Annotated in this window: 13 protein-coding genes; 8 read left to right on the forward strand and 5 right to left on the reverse strand. The window is 53.8% G+C overall.

All coding sequences use genetic code 11. The annotated features are described in order from the left end of the window. Positions 1–195 precede the first annotated feature (195 nt). The gene (locus tag CSQ89_RS15260) at positions 196–2,154 is read left to right on the forward strand and encodes a M13-type metalloendopeptidase (RefSeq protein WP_099406987.1); all 1,959 of its coding nucleotides are present in this window, start codon (positions 196–198) and stop codon (positions 2,152–2,154) included. Positions 2,155–2,491: 337 nt separating this feature from the next. Continuing rightward, positions 2,492–4,423, forward strand: a complete 1,932-nt coding sequence (locus CSQ89_RS15265; protein ID WP_158229007.1) for a M13-type metalloendopeptidase — start codon at positions 2,492–2,494, stop codon at positions 4,421–4,423. A gap of 161 nt (positions 4,424–4,584) precedes the next feature. Here CSQ89_RS15265 and CSQ89_RS15270 read toward each other — a convergent pair whose 3' ends face one another. Together CSQ89_RS15270 and CSQ89_RS15275 are read right to left on the reverse strand one after the other, a co-directional pair. Continuing rightward, the gene (locus tag CSQ89_RS15270) at positions 4,585–5,673 is read right to left on the reverse strand and encodes an Hpt domain-containing protein (protein WP_158229008.1); all 1,089 of its coding nucleotides are present in this window, start codon (positions 5,671–5,673) and stop codon (positions 4,585–4,587) included. Between the two features lie 194 nt (positions 5,674–5,867). Then, a complete protein-coding gene (locus tag CSQ89_RS15275; RefSeq protein WP_099406990.1) occupies positions 5,868–6,917 on the reverse strand; it encodes an NADP(H)-dependent aldo-keto reductase in 1,050 nt (349 codons plus the stop codon). Between the two features lie 253 nt (positions 6,918–7,170). On the opposite strand from CSQ89_RS15275, the gene CSQ89_RS15280 reads away from it, so the two are divergent. From CSQ89_RS15280 to CSQ89_RS15295, 4 genes are all read left to right on the forward strand, one after another. Next, the gene (locus CSQ89_RS15280; RefSeq protein ID WP_099406991.1) at positions 7,171–8,172 is read left to right on the forward strand and encodes a sulfate ABC transporter substrate-binding protein; all 1,002 of its coding nucleotides are present in this window, start codon (positions 7,171–7,173) and stop codon (positions 8,170–8,172) included. Positions 8,173–8,273: 101 nt separating this feature from the next. Beyond that, positions 8,274–9,110, forward strand: a complete 837-nt coding sequence (gene cysT, locus CSQ89_RS15285; protein ID WP_099406999.1) for a sulfate ABC transporter permease subunit CysT — start codon at positions 8,274–8,276, stop codon at positions 9,108–9,110. Between the two features lie 9 nt (positions 9,111–9,119). Then, on the forward strand, positions 9,120–9,998 hold the full coding sequence (cysW, locus tag CSQ89_RS15290) for a sulfate ABC transporter permease subunit CysW (protein ID WP_099406992.1): 879 nt from the start codon (positions 9,120–9,122) through the stop codon (positions 9,996–9,998). An 81-nt stretch (positions 9,999–10,079) separates the two neighbouring features. After that, positions 10,080–11,120, forward strand: coding sequence for a sulfate/molybdate ABC transporter ATP-binding protein (locus CSQ89_RS15295; RefSeq protein WP_099406993.1), 1,041 nt, complete (start codon positions 10,080–10,082; stop codon positions 11,118–11,120). 76 nt (positions 11,121–11,196) lie between these two features. Here the strand turns inward: CSQ89_RS15295 and CSQ89_RS15300 are convergent, their stop codons facing one another. From CSQ89_RS15300 to CSQ89_RS15310, 3 genes are all read right to left on the reverse strand, one after another. Further along, on the reverse strand, positions 11,197–11,766 hold the full coding sequence (locus CSQ89_RS15300; RefSeq protein ID WP_099406994.1) for a YceI family protein: 570 nt from the start codon (positions 11,764–11,766) through the stop codon (positions 11,197–11,199). Positions 11,767–11,823: 57 nt separating this feature from the next. Next, positions 11,824–12,366, reverse strand: coding sequence for a YceI family protein (locus tag CSQ89_RS15305; protein WP_099406995.1), 543 nt, complete (start codon positions 12,364–12,366; stop codon positions 11,824–11,826). 103 nt (positions 12,367–12,469) lie between these two features. After that, positions 12,470–12,994, reverse strand: coding sequence for a cytochrome b (locus tag CSQ89_RS15310; protein WP_099406996.1), 525 nt, complete (start codon positions 12,992–12,994; stop codon positions 12,470–12,472). 227 nt (positions 12,995–13,221) lie between these two features. Here CSQ89_RS15310 and CSQ89_RS15315 point away from each other — a divergent pair, with 227 nt between their 5' ends. Both CSQ89_RS15315 and CSQ89_RS15320 read left to right on the forward strand, forming a co-directional pair. Then, on the forward strand, positions 13,222–14,931 hold the full coding sequence (locus tag CSQ89_RS15315) for an Hsp70 family protein (RefSeq protein ID WP_099406997.1): 1,710 nt from the start codon (positions 13,222–13,224) through the stop codon (positions 14,929–14,931). A 296-nt stretch (positions 14,932–15,227) separates the two neighbouring features. Continuing rightward, on the forward strand, positions 15,228–16,064 hold the full coding sequence (locus CSQ89_RS15320) for a J domain-containing protein (protein WP_099406998.1): 837 nt from the start codon (positions 15,228–15,230) through the stop codon (positions 16,062–16,064). The last annotated feature ends 200 nt before the right edge of the window (positions 16,065–16,264 follow it).

Consider the following 16,264-nt stretch of genomic DNA (forward strand, 5'->3'; position numbering starts at 1 on the left):
ACCTACCATCGCCGACAAGCCCGTTGCTGTCGCCGCACCAAACGTGCTCAGCAAATAGTCGGTGTACAAATCGAGTTCTTTGTTCTTCATGGCGACAGGTTATCGTATGCACTGCGTAACATCAGAATATAAGAAGGAACTTATAATTTGGATGCACGTACCAATCCTGACTTATATCAGTCGGGTTTCTAATAAATGAGCTTCATCGGTAACAAGAATGCACTTAAGGGCGGTTCCATTATTGCAGCGGCAACAGCCTTTTTAATGACTGGATGTATCGAGCAGCGCAATGAGGCAGCATGTACGGATTTTGATCAAATGGTCAATGGAGACTGGTTGCAGTCTGTTCAACGCGCAGCGGGGTCTGATTCGCCCGATGCCTACGCGGATTTGCCGCTACGGAATCAGCAAGCATTGTTGACGGCATTGGAAGCCGCGGCACGCGCACCGTTGGCTAACGAAAATAGCGACCTGGGCAAACTGGTGCGCTTATTCGCCAGCCAGGCCCAGCCTGCACCAACGACCATTACCGCTTTGAGTGAAGAGTTACTGCAGGTGGATGCCATTGCGCAGGTACAGGATGTGCCAATGATGATGGCGAAATTATTGCGTGTGGGTACGGTATTGCCGATTGCATTGCAAGCCAAGCAGGTTGATTTTTTCGAATCCGATGATTTAGACGAACCCGATACCAAGCCTATCCAGTTAGAGCTGATCCTAGGAAGGGGAATGCTATTTGGTAATACGGTCGAGGCGCGACGTAGCCATGTGGCGCGTATGTTGGAACTAACAGGGGTCGCCCCTGACCAGGCAGTAATCCATGCTGAAGCGGTTGAGCGTATGGAAAAGCAACTGAGTGAGAGTGTGCCAGTTACCTCGCAGAACCTTGTCGCCTTTGATATGGTTGCCTTTAAACAGCACCTGGGTTTTTCCTTGGATACGCAGGTGGATGTAGCTGATACGGCACTTGAAGCCAAATTGTCGCGGATGTTGAGTGACTTCAGTGTTCAGGAGTGGCAAAGTTTCCTGAAATGGCGGCTTGCGAAGAGCTTCAGTGCCTATCTGCCGGAAACCTTCTCGGTAGAAGAAAAACGCTGGTTGGCCAATTGGCGGCCACAGTTTCTGGCGCAAAACAACCAGCTGCGTTCCTCATTCCCCTTAGATAGTCGACTTCGCTTTCTAGCGGAGCTTATGCCCGATGCGTTGGATCGTTTCTATCTGGAGAAGGTGGTAGGGACCGCCCAGCTTGAGGGCCTCGGTACCCTGGCGCAGGAAATCCGAACGGAGATGCGGGCGCGGTTTGAGACACGTACCTGGATCAGTGAAGCGGGCCGTGAAGCCACCCTGCGGTGGCTAGATAGCATGTCCATTTTACTTGCACGGCCCGAAGCGTGGATTGACTACAGCAGTTTGACAGTGGCGTTGGATGATACGTTGGGTAATATCAAGCGCGCGAAGCAGCTGAACTTTGATGGGCTGGTGCGTAGTGCATCTACGTTACCACGGCTTGGTGCAAGGGGTGGGTTTGGGTGGTCGAGCTACGGGCCAGGCTATATACAAGGCCGAAATGCGGTAGTAGCGGATATCGCCATGCTACTAACGCAACCAGAGATCAATTTTGAAAGCAACAAGGCATTTACCTATGGCGTGCTCGGTACTTTGCTGGCGCATGAAATGACGCATGCCTTTGATACCAGTGGGGCGCAGACGTTACTTCCTGGTATGCCAAGTCCACCACCATTGGGGTTTAGCGGGGCCGATATTGCCTATTTCAAATCAATGGAAGACCGCCAGTACCGGCACTATGCCGAGTACGTGAAAAAATCGCTGGGCGTGGATGTGCTGGCCAACCGAATTACCGGAGAGGATGTGGCTGACCTCACAGGTCTTGAAGTGACAGCACAACTTGTCAATAAGAAATGGCCAGAGGCGAACGCCATGGAACAATTCTTCAAGGGTTATGCGTTTTCCCATCGAGATGGACGTAACCAAACCGAAATACGAGAGATGGCGGTTGAAGTGCCTGCCCACGCCATATCGAAATACCGTGTAAATGGAATGCTGGGCAACCTGCCGGCGTTTGCTGTGAAATACGGGTGTGTTGCGGGCGACGCGATGGTGAGGGCAGAGAAAGACCGTATCACTCTCTGGTGACAAGGCCTTTTACGCCTTTAGTAAGAACCTGTTCAAGATCTTACTCAGGGTCCATGTGCTGCTCGCAGTCCCCGGAATGCCGAGCGGCTAAGGTGCATTGCACCAAGAAGTTTGCAGCCTCATGTACCAAAGTACATCCCCGTTTCTGCCCAGCACTTTACTCTGCTGACAGCTGTCGTAACAGATCGTAAACAGGTTCTTAGGGGCCTTGATTACTGCCTTGATTAAAGTTCATGTAGAGACCATCGCTACGATTTTTGCACCTTTTAATTAGCGGGAACTAATATTTAAGATCTATGTACTGATACCCTAACAGGCTTTAATGGGTATCAAGTATATGAATTTTATCTTTGGCACTGCAGCCTTCCGGGTTGGTTCTATCACGGCGGCTGTTGCTGCCTGTATGGTGTCTGGATGCGGTAATTCCGATTCATCAACCCCACCACGCAACGTCCTGGCCTGTACAGATTTTGAACAGTTGGTTAATGGCGAGTGGGCGGAGCATGTTCAGCGCCCAGCCAGGACTGCACCGCCTGATGCCTTTACCGGGTTAAAGCAAAAGAACGAGCAAGCATTGTTGGCTGCGTTAGAAATAGCGGCGCGATCACCTCTGGCCAACGACAATAGCGACCTGGGTAAGCTTATACGTTTGTTTAAAAGCCAAGCTCAAACTGCACCCTCGACGTTAGTGGCCTTGAGCAACGAATGGCAGTGGGTGGAAAGTATGACGCAGCCTCAGGACGTGCCTGCTGTCATGGCAAAGCTGTTGCGTGTGGGTGCAAGATTGCCGATAACGTTGTCTGCCAAACATTCAGATGATCCTGAAAACGATTCTCAGCCAGCTGTACTGGCGTTATATCCAGTGAGCAGTGTGCTGCTGGGCGGCGCTGTAGATGCGAGACGCGACCATATTGCTCGTATGTTGGGACTGGCGGGCGAGACGACCGAGCAAGCTTTGCTTGCTGCTGAAGCGATCGAACGTATGGAGCAAATACTGGCTGCACTTGTGCCACCCTCACAAGACGGCGTTATATTCGATATGCCCCGCTTCAAGCATGCGTTGAATATTCCACCCGGTGTTGCAGTGGAGGTCGATGCAGCTACCGAAGCCAGATTGCAGCAAGTGTTGAATGAATTCAGCGTGCAGCAGTGGAAAGGCTTTCTGAAATGGCGTCTCTTGAAAAGCTTCAGCGGTTACTTGCCTGAAAACTTTGCGCTTGAAGAAAAGCGTTGGAATGCTTTGTGGCAACCCCAATTTGTATCTAATGGTGGAGTAGGGCCTAGGCTGGGTTTTCTAGCCAAGTTGATGCCGGATGCGCTGGACCGTTTTTATCTGGAAAAAGTGGTGGGGACAAGCAAGCTGGCAAGGCTTGATGTAATGGTGCAGGAGTTACGTCAGGAGATGCGCACTCGAATCCAGACACAGGATTGGATTAGTGCGGTAGGTCGTGAAGGCGCGCTACGTCGGCTTGATGATATGACCATCTTGGTTGCCCGGCCCGAAGCATGGATTGACTACAGCACCCTCACTATTGATACCAATGATGCGCTGGGTAATATCAAGCGTGCAATGACGCTGGACACGGATAGGGTGATCAACAGCGCTGGCAGGCTGCCGCGGCTTGGTGATAAAGGTGGATTAAGCTGGGCCTCTGGAGGGCCATATTATTTACCGGCTCGCAATGCAGTCATCGCAGATGTCGCTATGATGCTTGGGTTGCCCGAGATCGATTTTGAAAACAAAAAAGCATTTTCCTATGGGTTTCTGGGGCCCATGCTTGCGCATGAAATAGGGCATGGCTTTGATTCCAGTGGCACGCAAACTCTTCCACCTGGCATGCCACGCTTACCTCCGATGGGCCTGACCCCGGCGGATGTGACGTATTTTCAATCAATGGAAGAACGTCAGATTCGACACTATGCCGAGTACGCAATGAGCATGTTGGGCGCAACCGTCCCCCCGAATCGTATTACCAATGAAAATGTGGCCGACCTCACCGGCATTACTGTTGCCGCACAGCTTGCGCAAAAGAAATGGCCGAGTGTGGATGCAATGGCCGCATTTTTCCGCGGTTATGCCTATGCCCATCGGGAGGCAAATACGCATGCTGAAAAGCAAGCGGTGGCAAATGGGAGTGAAAGCCAGTCGGTATCTAAGTATCGGGTAAATGGTATGTTGGCTAATGTACCGGCGTTTGCTACTACCTTTAGTTGCAGAGCCGGCGACCCGATGGTACGGGCGGAGCAGGACCGTATTACGCTCTGGTGAGAACCTGTCTAAAGTCTGCTATGCGTCAGCAATACGGTGTTTAAAACGTCCTCGGAATGCGCATTTACCCGGTGTAAACGCCGCTTCCTCGGTTGTTTTCGTCTTATCTTGCCTTAGCTCGCAAGACTTTAGACAGGTTCTAAGTCCTGTAGGCGAAGGCTTTACGCCAGTTCGCTGAAAGTGGGCGCGATGGTTTCGAAGGCGTTGATGACCAATGCATCGAATCTTGTATCCAGATGACCGTTGACTTCAAACAGGGTGCGCATCACGCCGCGGCGATAGTCGACGCCGGTCAGGCCGGCAACCTGGTCGAACAGTAGGTCGGCTACTGCCAGCATCATGGCGGCAGGATGAGGGGGCAACGAATAGGCAGGCGCTGCGATGCCCTTGCCGTTGGCCCATAAGTGATGCTGGCGGATGATCTGGGCGGCTTCGATACACTCCGGCGCGATACTCAGCAGCCAGGAAGCAGAGCGTTCCGGGTGCAATATATAGCGTTCCCAATCGGGGGAGTCTGCCGTTGGCGGGTGCAGCAGTAACTGGTCCGGTTCGGCCAATAAGCCGACATCATGCCAAAGCACGGCAATGTGTAATGCCTCACTATTGCTGGGTGGATGGTATTGCTGGTTGAGCGAAGTGATAAAGGCGAGTTGAAAGCGTGTACGTTGTCGCCAGGCTGGTTGCCGGCATGCAAGCCCTTTAGCCAGTTGCTCGCCCAGGGCAATAATGCTGTTGGGTGTTTCCTCCGGGGAAAACGGCTCGGGTGCTATGACGCGATCTTCCGGCTCGGCAAGCCATGCGCCGTGTGCGGATAGCAGGATCTTGCGGGACAGGTTGTCGGCTTCGTTTTGGTTCCAGGCGTTGCCCAGTTGAACGATAAGCTTGAGCAGGACATCGCGTGGTGTGGGGTCGAATTGCTGGGTGTTGACCAGGCTGTCAATCATCGGTTGGATCTGGTCCATACTTTGCAGCAGCGCTTCAGCGACCAGTGGTGAGCAGGAAAAATGCTTCTCGCGCAGGCTTTGCAGTACGCCTTCGATCTCATGCACGAATTCCATGATGGGCGTGGCGCGGCAATAGCCAAAATCACCCTTGATGGTATGCACATGCCGAAATGCACTAGCGATTAGGTCGCTGGAGTCGGGGTCTTCGACCAGTCTGTGCAGGTCTCTCTCCAGCTGGGGCAGATGTTCTTGCACCTCGGTGATTACGTCGGGCAGCAGGACAAAGTCGACATCAGCCAAACTCATGAGCACTCCGGGTGTCGTACGAACTGGTTCCTGGCCCTGGTTGCATTGGATGCAGCCAAGCATCGGAAGAGCGTGCCTGCATCATAGGCGCTGGGGGGCGTTTTGGAATCTCGGCAGCAGGTTTATGGTCGTGTGCTGCGCCTGTTCATGAGCGGCCACGAGCAGACGCATTGACACACTGGCAAGCTGTTTACTCAGGGTGCCGGGTTGGCAATATCAGCATGAATCGCCTCGATACCCGCCAGTACCTCGGTGTTGAGGGTGAGTGTGGTACTGGCGATGTTCTCTTCCAACTGGCGCAGCGTGGTTGCCCCAATCAGATTGCTGGTGACAAAAGGACGGCTGTTTATATAGGCAAGCGCCATCTGGGCGGGTGACAAGCCATGTTGCCTTGCCAGCTGCACATAGGCGCGCGTGGCGGCTTCTGCGCTGGGTTTGGTGTAGCGCTGAAAGCGTGAATACAACGTCAGCCGTGCATTGGCGGGCCTTGCGCCATCAAGGTATTTGCCGCTCAGCATGCCAAACGCCAGTGGGGAATAAGCCAGGAGACCAATCTGTTCACGGTGGGTGAATTCGGCAAGGCCAATCTCAAACGTACGATTGAGCAGGTTGTAGGGGTTTTGGATGCTGACAATGCGTGGCAGCCCAAGCTTTTCAGCAGCCCGCAGGAATTGCGCTACTCCCCATGGGGTTTCGTTGGAAACCCCGATATGCCGCACCTTGCCAGCCCGTACGAATTCGGCCAGTACGCTCAGTGTTTCTTCAATAGCGATGCTTTGTTCATTCTCCATCCACGGGTAGCCCATCCTGCCAAAGGTGTTGGTGCTACGGTCCGGCCAATGTAGCTGGTAGATGTCCAGGTAGTCGGTCTGCAGGCGTTCAAGGCTTGCATGCAGGGCGGCTTCCAGATTTGACCGGTCAAATTGGTTGCCGGCTCCCCGAATGTATTGCGGTTGATGGGGTTGGCGCTGCGGCCCGGCAATCTTGCTGGCGATAATGACATCATCGCGCCGCCCCCGCTTCTTGAGCCACGACCCAATGTAGCGTTCCGTCAGGCCATAGGTCTCCACCTTGGGCGGCACAGGGTACATCTCCGCGGTATCGATCAAGGTGATGCCACGTTCGACGGCAAAATCAAGTTGAGCATGGGCTTCGGCTTCGCTGTTTTGTTCACCCCAGGTCATGGTGCCAAGGCCGATCAGGCTGACGTTCAGGTCGGTTTGGCCCAGTTGGCGGTATTGCATGCGGTATTCCTTCAAGGTGGGTTGATGGCAATGGGATTGAAACCCGATTTTTTGGTTTCAGTTTCTGTATGCCGTCTGGCTCAAAAACCAGGAGTCTGGACGATAGCTTATGCCATGTGTTCCAGGCGGTTTTTGCTGTGTCTAAGTTGGTACGTTCCATTTTGATATTAAGAACGGAGAAATCATTATTAATAGATATATGGTGCGGTTGCTATGCTCTAGATCGTTCGCTATCGCAGTGTGGGACCCGACCATGACCCGCTTTACCCGTTTGATTGTTGCTGCCTTCGTTACCAGCGCCTCTTGTGCCGCCTTGGCGGGGCCCGAGTTGTTGAATGTCTCTTACGATGTCATGCGTGATTTCTATAAGGACCTCAATCCCGCTTTTGTGAAGGCATACCGCGCCAAGATGGGTGAGGACGTAGTGGTCCAACAGTCGCATGGCGGGTCGGGCAAGCAGGCAAGAGCGGTGATCGATGGCCTGGAAGCGGATGTCATTACGATGAACATGCCACCGGATATTGATGCTTTATACGACAAAGCCAAGTTGGTGCCAGAAAATTGGGCTGCACGATTACCGAATGACAGCCTTCCATTTACCAGTTTGCAGGTCTTGATCGTGCGCAAGGGCAACCCTAAGCAAATCAAAGACTGGTCAGACTTGATTAAACCGGATGTGCAGGTGGTGATGCCCAACCCGAAGGTGACGGGCAATGGTCGTTACAGCTATCTGGCAGCTTGGGGGTATGCGCTCAAACAGCCCGGCGGCAGCGAGCAGAAGGCACGCGAGTTTGTCGCTGCCATCCTAAAGAACGTACCGGTACTCGATTCGGGCGGCCGCGCCGCGACGACGACCTTTATGCAACGTGGCATTGGCGATGTGCTGCTGACCTTTGAGAACGAAGCCGAGATGATCGCCCGCGAGTTTGGCCACGGCGGCTTTGAGGTGATCTACCCAAGTTTATCGGTGCGGGCTGAGCCGCCGGTTACGCTGGTTGACAAGGTGGTGGATAAGAAAGGCACACGTAAGCAGGCGGAAGAGTATCTGAAGTTTCTCTGGACCCCGGCTGCACAGGAAATTGCCGCACAGAACTATCTACGCCCACAAGACCCTACGGTAGCCAGGAAGTACGCCAGTCAGTTTCCGGCTGTGAAGCTGTTTACGGTAGAGGAAGTATTTGGCGGCTGGCGCAAGGCGCAGAAGACGCACTTCGACGATGGCGGTAGCTTTGACCAAGTCTATGCCAGGAAATGAGGTACGAGACGATGGCTGAGCTGACCAACCCTGTACCCGATGCGGCGCTGCGTTTGCCGATGCAGCGGGTGGATCATCCATCCGCGCCATCCCGCGCAGGCATGATGCAATTCAAACAAGCCAGCGTATTGCCCGGTTTTAATTTGGCGCTGGGTTACACCGTTGTCTACCTCAGTCTGATTGTGTTGCTGCCGTTGTCTGCCTTGGTGCTGAAAACAACCAGCTTAAGCTGGTCTGCTTTCTGGCAGGTGGTGACGGCAGATCAGGTTATGGCGGCATACAGACTGACCTTCGGCGCGAGCCTTTTGGCAGCGGTTATCAACCTGTTTGCGGGCCTATTGGTGGCCTGGGTGCTGGTGCGCTATGAATTTGTCGGCAAGCGCTTAATTGATGCCTTGGTTGATCTTCCCTTTGCATTGCCCACTGCCGTGGCGGGTATTGCGCTGACCACGCTGTATGCACCGAATGGCTTGATTGGAGAGTGGCTGGTCCCATTGGGCATCCAGGTGGCATTCAAGCCATTGGGCATTGTGGTGGCGCTGACGTTTATTGGACTGCCCTTCGTGGTTCGTACCGTGCAGCCGGTGTTGCAGGATTTGGAAGCCGAGCTGGAAGAGGCTGCCGCCTGCCTGGGTGCAAGCCGGTGGCAAACCTTCCGTAAGGTGATTTTCCCGGCGACTGTACCGGCCTTGTTGACCGGTTTTACGCTGGCGTTTGCCCGCGCAGTGGGCGAGTACGGATCGGTGATTTTCATTGCCGGCAATATCCCGTTCGAGTCCGAAATCGTACCGTTGTTGATTATCGGCAAGCTAGAGCAATACGACTATGCCGGTGCAACGGCGATCGCTACCGTGATGTTGGTGATTTCGTTTGGGCTGATTTTTCTGATCAATCTGATTCAGTGGTGGCATACGCGTCGCCATGGCATGCGTAAGTAGGAGGTAGGGATGTTGTTGGCGACGGCTACTGTTCAACGCTCTGCCGCAACCCGCGAGCCCACTTGGCTGCGCTGGCTGTTGATTGGCGGCGCGCTGGCTTTTCTAGGGTTTTTCCTGGTGTTGCCGCTGCTATCGGTGTTTGCCGAGGCGCTGCGCAAAGGGTGGGCACTGTATTGGCAGGCGCTGGTTGAACCCGATGCATTGTCTGCATTGCGTCTGACCTTGCTGGTCACGGCAGTCGCGTTGCCTTTGAATCTGGTATTCGGCGTGGCGGCAGCCTGGGCAATCGCCAAGTTTGACTTCAAGGGTAAGAGCCTGCTGATCACGCTTATCGACCTGCCGTTCTCGGTGTCGCCCGTGGTGGCGGGTCTGGTCTATGTATTGCTGTTTGGTGCACAGGGTTGGTTCGGCCCTTGGCTGATGGCGCATGACATCAAAATCATCTTTGCGATTCCCGGCATTGTGTTGGCCACGGTGTTCATTACTTTCCCGTTTATTGCCCGTGAGTTGATTCCCCTGATGGAAGCGCAGGGCACCGAAGAGGAGCAAGCTGCGATGGTGCTGGGGGCCAGTGGCTGGCAGATGTTTTGGCGGGTGACCTTACCCAACATCAAGTGGGGCCTGTTGTATGGCGTCATCTTGTGTAATGCCCGCGCCATGGGCGAGTTCGGGGCGGTGTCGGTGGTGTCGGGCCATATTCGTGGACTTACCAATACCACTCCCTTGCATGTGGAGATTCTTTACAACGAATACAACTTCGTTGCGGCCTTTGCGTGTGCTTCCATCCTGGCGCTATTGGCGTTGCTGACATTGGCGGCTAAGACCTGGGTGGAGTGGCAGGCCGAGCGCCAGCGTGCGTTGGATGCACGTATGGCGATGGATGAGTGATGGCGTGAATCGGTTGGCGTACAAACAGGAGGTGATATCGCCTCACGTCTTCTCCCCCTTATCTGGCGTACAGGTGACCCTATGAGTATCGAGATCCAATCAATTGCCAAACATTTCGGTGCATTTACCGCGCTGGATAACGTCAATCTCAAAGTCGAGACCGGTGAACTACTGGCGCTGTTGGGGCCGTCCGGCTGCGGTAAAACCACCTTGCTGCGCATAATCGCTGGACTGGAGACACCCGATGCCGGCCAGATTCACTTTCATGGCGAGGATACGACAGACCGCCATGTCCGAGAACGCCAGGTCGGTTTTGTGTTCCAGCACTATGCATTGTTCCGGCATATGACGGTGTTCGAAAATGTGGCGTTTGGTTTGCGAGTCCGCCCCAAACACACGCGGCCCAGCGACAAGGAAATCAAGCGCCGGGTACATGAATTGTTGAATCTGGTGCAGCTGGATTGGTTGGCGGATAGGTACCCGGCGCAGTTATCTGGTGGGCAACGCCAACGAATTGCTTTGGCACGCGCATTAGCGGTGGAACCCAAGGTGTTGCTGTTGGACGAACCGTTTGGTGCGCTTGATACCAAGGTACGCAAGGAATTACGCCGGTGGCTTAAGCGTCTGCACGAAGAGGTAAACGTCACGTCTGTATTTGTGACGCACGACCAGGAGGAAGCGCTGGAAGTTGCCGACCGGGTAGTGGTAATGAACAAGGGCAGAATTGAGCAGGTTGGTACACCGGAACAAGTGTACGACACACCTGCGACACCGTTTGTTTACCAGTTCCTGGGTGATGTGAATCTTTTCCACAGCCGAGTGCATGGCAGTTTTACTCAGGTGGGCGAGCACCCTATCCCGAACGATAGTGCGGTGGCTTATGTACGTCCGCACGATATCGAAATTCTCCGTGAGCCAAACCAGCAGACCCTGGTGGCGGCGGTTGATCATGTCCGTACGATTGGCTCAACCGTCCGGCTGGAGCTTCGCTTGGAAAATGGTGACCCGGTAGAGGCTGAGCTAAGTCGTGATGCCTTTGCCCTCAACCGTTACACAAGTGGTGAGCGGGTTTACATCCGCCCTCGTACTGCACGGGTGTTTGCTGAGGATTTTACAATCTGAGTAGTCAGCTTCTTTTGAAAACAAAACAGGCGATGGTTTCCCGTCGCCTGATTCTTTTTTGCACCTTTGAGGTTGCTTACTTCTGCTTGATAGCTTCCACTTGCACCATGATCTTCACGTCATCGCCCACGAATGGTACATACGCCTTCATGCCCCATTCGCTGCGCTTGATGGTGGTGGTGACATCCGCCCCGCAAACAAAGTCTTTGCCCATTCGCATATCGCACTTCATCGGCACGATATTCAGCTTAACCGGTTTGGTCACACCCAGCATTGTCAGGGTGCCATCCGCGCTGACTGGTTTGTCGCTATCGAAGGTGAATTTGTCGGCTTTTACAACGGCTGTTGGGAATTCGGCCACATTGAAGAAGTCCTTGCCGCGTAAATGCTCGTCACGCTTTTCATGGCCGCTCTCGATTGACTTGGTATTGATGGTGGCATCCAAGCTACCGGTCTTGGCGGCGCGGTCCAGTTCCAGCTTGCCCTCGGTCTCCTTGAACATACCGCGAGTGATCGAGAAACCCATATGGTTTACTTCAAAGGTGGGATAGGTATGGGTGGCGTCGAGCACGAATTTTTCCGGTGCAGCGAAAGCAGCGGCGGACAAACCTGCGGCGAGTAGGGATGCGATCAGTTGGGCTTGCATGAGATTTTGTCTCCTGGGAATTTTGATTGGTTGAAATACGGGTTTATTGGGCTTGATTTACTTTGGTACGAACAGCTTGAATTTGACTTGGACTGCATCGGCCACAGCACCGACATCGCTCCATTCGCCTTCGCCTACCTTCCAGGCAAGGCGCGATAGTGGGAAGTTACCCTCAAACCATTGGCCTGTCGCCTCGGGTTTGACGGTGAAGGCCACATTCAATGGCGCGGTTTTGCCCTTGAGGCCAAATTGACCCATAGCTTGGAATTTCCCTGCGCCAAGCGACTTGAACTGGGTGGCGGTAAACGTAGCCTTGGGGTAAGCCGCCGTATTGAACCACTCCTTCATCTGCATGGCTTGGTTGGCGTCCGAGCTACCTGCATCGGCGGCAACCAGGTCAACAGCGATCTGAACCTTGCTGGCGTCGAGCTTGTTGGCATCGAATGCCACATCTGCGGCAAATTTCTTGAACTGACCTTCTACCGGCACATTCATTTGCGTGAATGCAAACTTGAGCGAACTCTTGCTGGGGTCCGCTGGTGCGGCATGTGCCAAGCCTGTGCTGGCTAGTAGCGCTAGGATCAGAGCGGTTTGACGCATTGCTTACTCCTGGAAAAGCATGTCATTAGGGCCTGCATTTCAAAAAATGCCTGGGTTTGTCATTACAAGTGCAAAACGGTTCAAGTTGGCGTGCAGTCTGATTTCACAGCATGCGTTTTAGTACATCATCGCGTTGGATAAAGTGGTGTTTGAGGGCCGCGGCGGCATGAGCTACGGCAAGTGCAATCAGCACCCAGGCGCCGAGTTCATGCATCTCTTTGATCGTGTGGGCTAGCGCTTCGTTCTTCTCCATCAAATCGGGTAGTTTGACGAGGCCAAGCCAGACCACGGGGAAGCCTTTGGCTGATGAATACAGCCACCCGCCCAATGGTACGGCGAACATCAATACATAAAGCGCCATATGTGCCAAATGCGCCCCTTGGCGCTCCCACTTGGCCATATTGGCGGGCAAAGCTGGCGGACGATGGCTTAGGCGCCACAGCAGGCGTATGGCGACGAGCCCCAATACCGTAATACCGATCCACTTGTGATAATTAATCAGTTGCAGCTTTTGTAGGCTGAAGCCTTCCATTCCCCCAGTGGTCAATCCCAAAGCGAAAGCCGAGATAATGGCCAGCGCGGTTAGCCAGTGCAGTATTCGGGCCGGCAGTGTGTACTTGACGATCATATAATTCAAAGCCTTTCCATGAATGGGCTCGATTCCCAAGCCTTTTTTAAATTTGTTTGGAATTATTCAGTGGTGCAGCATGGCAGGATAGCGGAGCTTTTTCATCACCTAGTTCAGTAAATATGAACAATGTGTGCCTGCATCCAGCAATGAGCTACCAGAGCACCCTCTGCTCTGACGTAAAATGCTTCATGAAATTCAGATGAGCTATTGAAAGCTGTATACCCATGATTCTTGGTATTGACCTAGGTACCACCAATAGTTTGGCGGCGGTTTGGCAAGGTGGCCGCGCCGTGATGATTCCCAATGCGTTGGGGCATACATTGACGCCCTCCGTCGTAGGGCTGGATGACCAAGGTGAAGTCCTGGTCGGCCAGGCAGCGCGGGAGCGGCTGCTTACCCATCCACAGCTGACGGCTTCAGTATTCAAGCGCTACATGGGTTCTAATCGTACCGAGCGATTGGGTCACCAGTTGTTTCGGGCTGAAGAGCTGTCTGCCCTGGTATTGAAGTCGCTTAAGGTTGATGCCGAGCGCTTCCTTGGCTGTGCCGTCGAAGAGGCCGTGATCACCGTCCCTGCCTATTTCAGCGATGCGCAGCGCAAAGCGACCAAGATTGCCGGGCAGCTTGCTGGGCTGAATGTTGAGCGTCTGGTCAATGAACCTACTGCCGCCGCCTTGGCGTATGGCTTGCACCAGAGCAATCCCGAGAGCCGTTTCCTGGTGTTTGATCTGGGTGGTGGCACTTTCGATATTTCTATCCTGGAACTGTTTGAAGGTGTGATGGAGGTACGTGCCTCGGCGGGTGACAACTTCCTGGGTGGTGAGGATTTTAGCGAATTATTGATTGATGGCTTTATCGAATCGGCGGGCAAAGCCAAGGGTTTGGTCGATAAGCAGTCCGATCCAAACTTGTATCAAGCTTTGCGCAAACAGGCCGAGCAAGCCAAACGGGCGCTGAGCAACGCCAGCGCAACGACGATGGAAGTGCTGTATGCGGGGGAGTTGCTGCGTTGGGAAATCAGCGAGGCGGAATTTCTGGCCCGCTGTGAACCGCTACTGAAGCGCCTACGCGAACCCATCGAACGTGCATTGCGTGATGCACGTTTGAAAGCGATCGACCTCGACCAGATCGTGCTGGCGGGAGGCGCTACCCGTAAACCAATCATCCGTAAGCTGGTGGCCAAGCTGTTTGGCCGTCTTCCGGCCATGAATATCAACCCCGATGAAGTGGTGGCGCAGGGTGCGGCGGTCATGGCGGGTTTGAAGGTACGTGACGTCACCCTCAATGAAGTCGTCATGACTGACGTCTGCCCATATACGCTGGGGATTGAGGTGAGCGAACAGACCGCGCCGGGTCGTTTTCAACCCGGCTTTTACCTGCCCATCATCGAACGCAACTCGGTGGTGCCGATTTCGCGTGAACAATCGGTCAATACGGTGGTCGACAACCAGGTGGCGTTGCATGTCCGAGTCTTTCAGGGCGAAAGCCGGTTGGTGAAGGACAATATCTTTCTGGGTGAAATCACCCTGCCTGTACCACCGAAGCCCGCGGGTCAAATGGCGGTGGCTGTTCGTTTTACCTACGATGTGAATGGCTTGTTGGAAGCCGAGATGACGGTGGAAGCCACGAATGAAAAGCATCGCCTCGTCATAGAAGAAAACCCCGGAGTGTTAACGCCTGAACAGGTGGAGGAAAAGCTGCAGGCGTTGTCCAAGCTGAAAATCCATCCTCGTGAACTGTTGCCAAATGTCACGCTGCTGGCGCGTTTGGACCGCATGTACCAACAGCTGTTGGGCGAAGAGCGCCAGTGGGTAGCCCAAGCAGGTGCGCAGTTTCAAGCTTTGCTGGAGCAGCAGGACGAAGGTGCCATTGTGACAGGCCGGGAAGAGCTGAAACGATTGCTTGACCAAGTGGAGGGGGAGGGCTGGCTTTAGCACTCCCCCATTTATTGTTTGGCTGTGTATTTGGATTAGGTGCGTTTTAAGAATCTGTCTAAAGTCTCGCGAGCTAGGGCGAGATAAGGCGAAAACAGATGAGGAAGCGGAGTTTACAAGTGGTAAATGAGCATTCCGAGGGTGTTTTCAACGCCATATTGCCGACGCACAGCAGACTTTAGACAGGTTCTAAAGCTTGTTATGCAGGTAAACGGTGGTAAGCCTGAAAATGCAGAGTAACAAGGCAAATAGCCGAGGCAGTCCATTATGGTTGACGGCGTATTGGAAGTTTTGCGATGACCACTGAGAATTGCTGGCTAGTCTTGGGTATTGCGCCCACGCCGGATGAGCGCGAAGTAAAACGTGCTTATGCCCGGCTATTGAAAGTTAATCGGCCGGAAGATGATGCAGAGGGTTTTCAGGCGCTACGTGTCGCGTTTGAAGCGGCGATGTGGGCTGCTGATGATTTGAGCCGCCAGCCGATGGCGGTTACGGTAGTCAATGACGCGCCAGAACGTAAGGTCCGTGACTTGGCGCTTGAGGCGAAATTACAGCCCTGCATCGAAACACTGGCGCGCTTGAATGAGCAAGGCACCAGTGAAGAAGCCATGCAAGCGCTGGCTGAAGTGCTCGCAGCGCTTGATCTGCCCGACGCCAAGCAGCGAGACCCACAGCTATGGAGCCTGTTCGAGGACGGCATGCTCTGGGTTTGTTGTGATATTGCCGCCAATCATGATGAATTTCTGCGTGCCGCGATTGAAATGTTTGGTTGGACTGAGCCGGGTAACTGGTTGGGTGAGAGTGATGCCCGTACGGTGGAATGGCTACGCCTGCGTCTGCGTGAGGCAGATGCGCTGGATATCGTGGACCAATTGCTCGATCAACTGGAGCTTGGTGGAGAGACCGCTGCTATCGCCAAACTTGCCGAAATGGTTGATGACGATATGCTGGTAAATGTGGATGTACGCCATCTCTTTGAAGCTGAGTTGATGGTGGGCTTGTCCGAATTCGACCCAGTCCCGGTGGATTTCAGTCGCCAGGCGACGGTGCTGTTCGGCTGGCAGCGCGATCATCGCCACTTGGAGGAATACAACCTTGAAGCTTGGGAGCGTTTTCAGCAGAAGGTAGCGTAGTTACCTGCCAAAGAGTCTGTTCAAAGTCTTGCGAGCTAAGGCGAGACAAGGCGAGAACGACGGGGGAAGCGGAGTTTACTAACTGATGTTACGCAGTGCATACGATAACCTGTCGCCATGAAGAACAAAGAACTCGATTTGTACACCGACTATTTGCTGAGCACGTTTGGTGCGGCGACAGCAACGGGCTTGTCGGCGAT

Source organism: Chitinimonas sp. BJB300 (genome assembly GCF_002735695.1).
Lineage (GTDB): Bacteria > Pseudomonadota > Gammaproteobacteria > Burkholderiales > Chitinimonadaceae > Chitinimonas.

Bases quoted from the DNA above. Each gene is read 5' to 3' on its own strand.
- CSQ89_RS15260 (WP_099406987.1), top strand. From the start codon at position 196: ATGAGCTTCATCGGTAACAAGAATGCACTTAAGGGCGGTTCCATTATT.
- CSQ89_RS15265 (WP_158229007.1), top strand. From the start codon at position 2,492: ATGAATTTTATCTTTGGCACTGCAGCCTTCCGGGTTGGTTCTATCACG.
- CSQ89_RS15270 (WP_158229008.1), bottom strand. From the start codon at position 5,673: ATGAGTTTGGCTGATGTCGACTTTGTCCTGCTGCCCGACGTAATCACC.
- CSQ89_RS15275 (WP_099406990.1), bottom strand. From the start codon at position 6,917: ATGCAATACCGCCAACTGGGCCAAACCGACCTGAACGTCAGCCTGATC.
- CSQ89_RS15280 (WP_099406991.1), top strand. From the start codon at position 7,171: ATGACCCGCTTTACCCGTTTGATTGTTGCTGCCTTCGTTACCAGCGCC.
- cysT (WP_099406999.1), top strand. From the start codon at position 8,274: ATGATGCAATTCAAACAAGCCAGCGTATTGCCCGGTTTTAATTTGGCG.
- cysW (WP_099406992.1), top strand. From the start codon at position 9,120: ATGTTGTTGGCGACGGCTACTGTTCAACGCTCTGCCGCAACCCGCGAG.
- CSQ89_RS15295 (WP_099406993.1), top strand. From the start codon at position 10,080: ATGAGTATCGAGATCCAATCAATTGCCAAACATTTCGGTGCATTTACC.
- CSQ89_RS15300 (WP_099406994.1), bottom strand. From the start codon at position 11,766: ATGCAAGCCCAACTGATCGCATCCCTACTCGCCGCAGGTTTGTCCGCC.
- CSQ89_RS15305 (WP_099406995.1), bottom strand. From the start codon at position 12,366: ATGCGTCAAACCGCTCTGATCCTAGCGCTACTAGCCAGCACAGGCTTG.
- CSQ89_RS15310 (WP_099406996.1), bottom strand. From the start codon at position 12,994: ATGATCGTCAAGTACACACTGCCGGCCCGAATACTGCACTGGCTAACC.
- CSQ89_RS15315 (WP_099406997.1), top strand. From the start codon at position 13,222: ATGATTCTTGGTATTGACCTAGGTACCACCAATAGTTTGGCGGCGGTT.
- CSQ89_RS15320 (WP_099406998.1), top strand. From the start codon at position 15,228: ATGACCACTGAGAATTGCTGGCTAGTCTTGGGTATTGCGCCCACGCCG.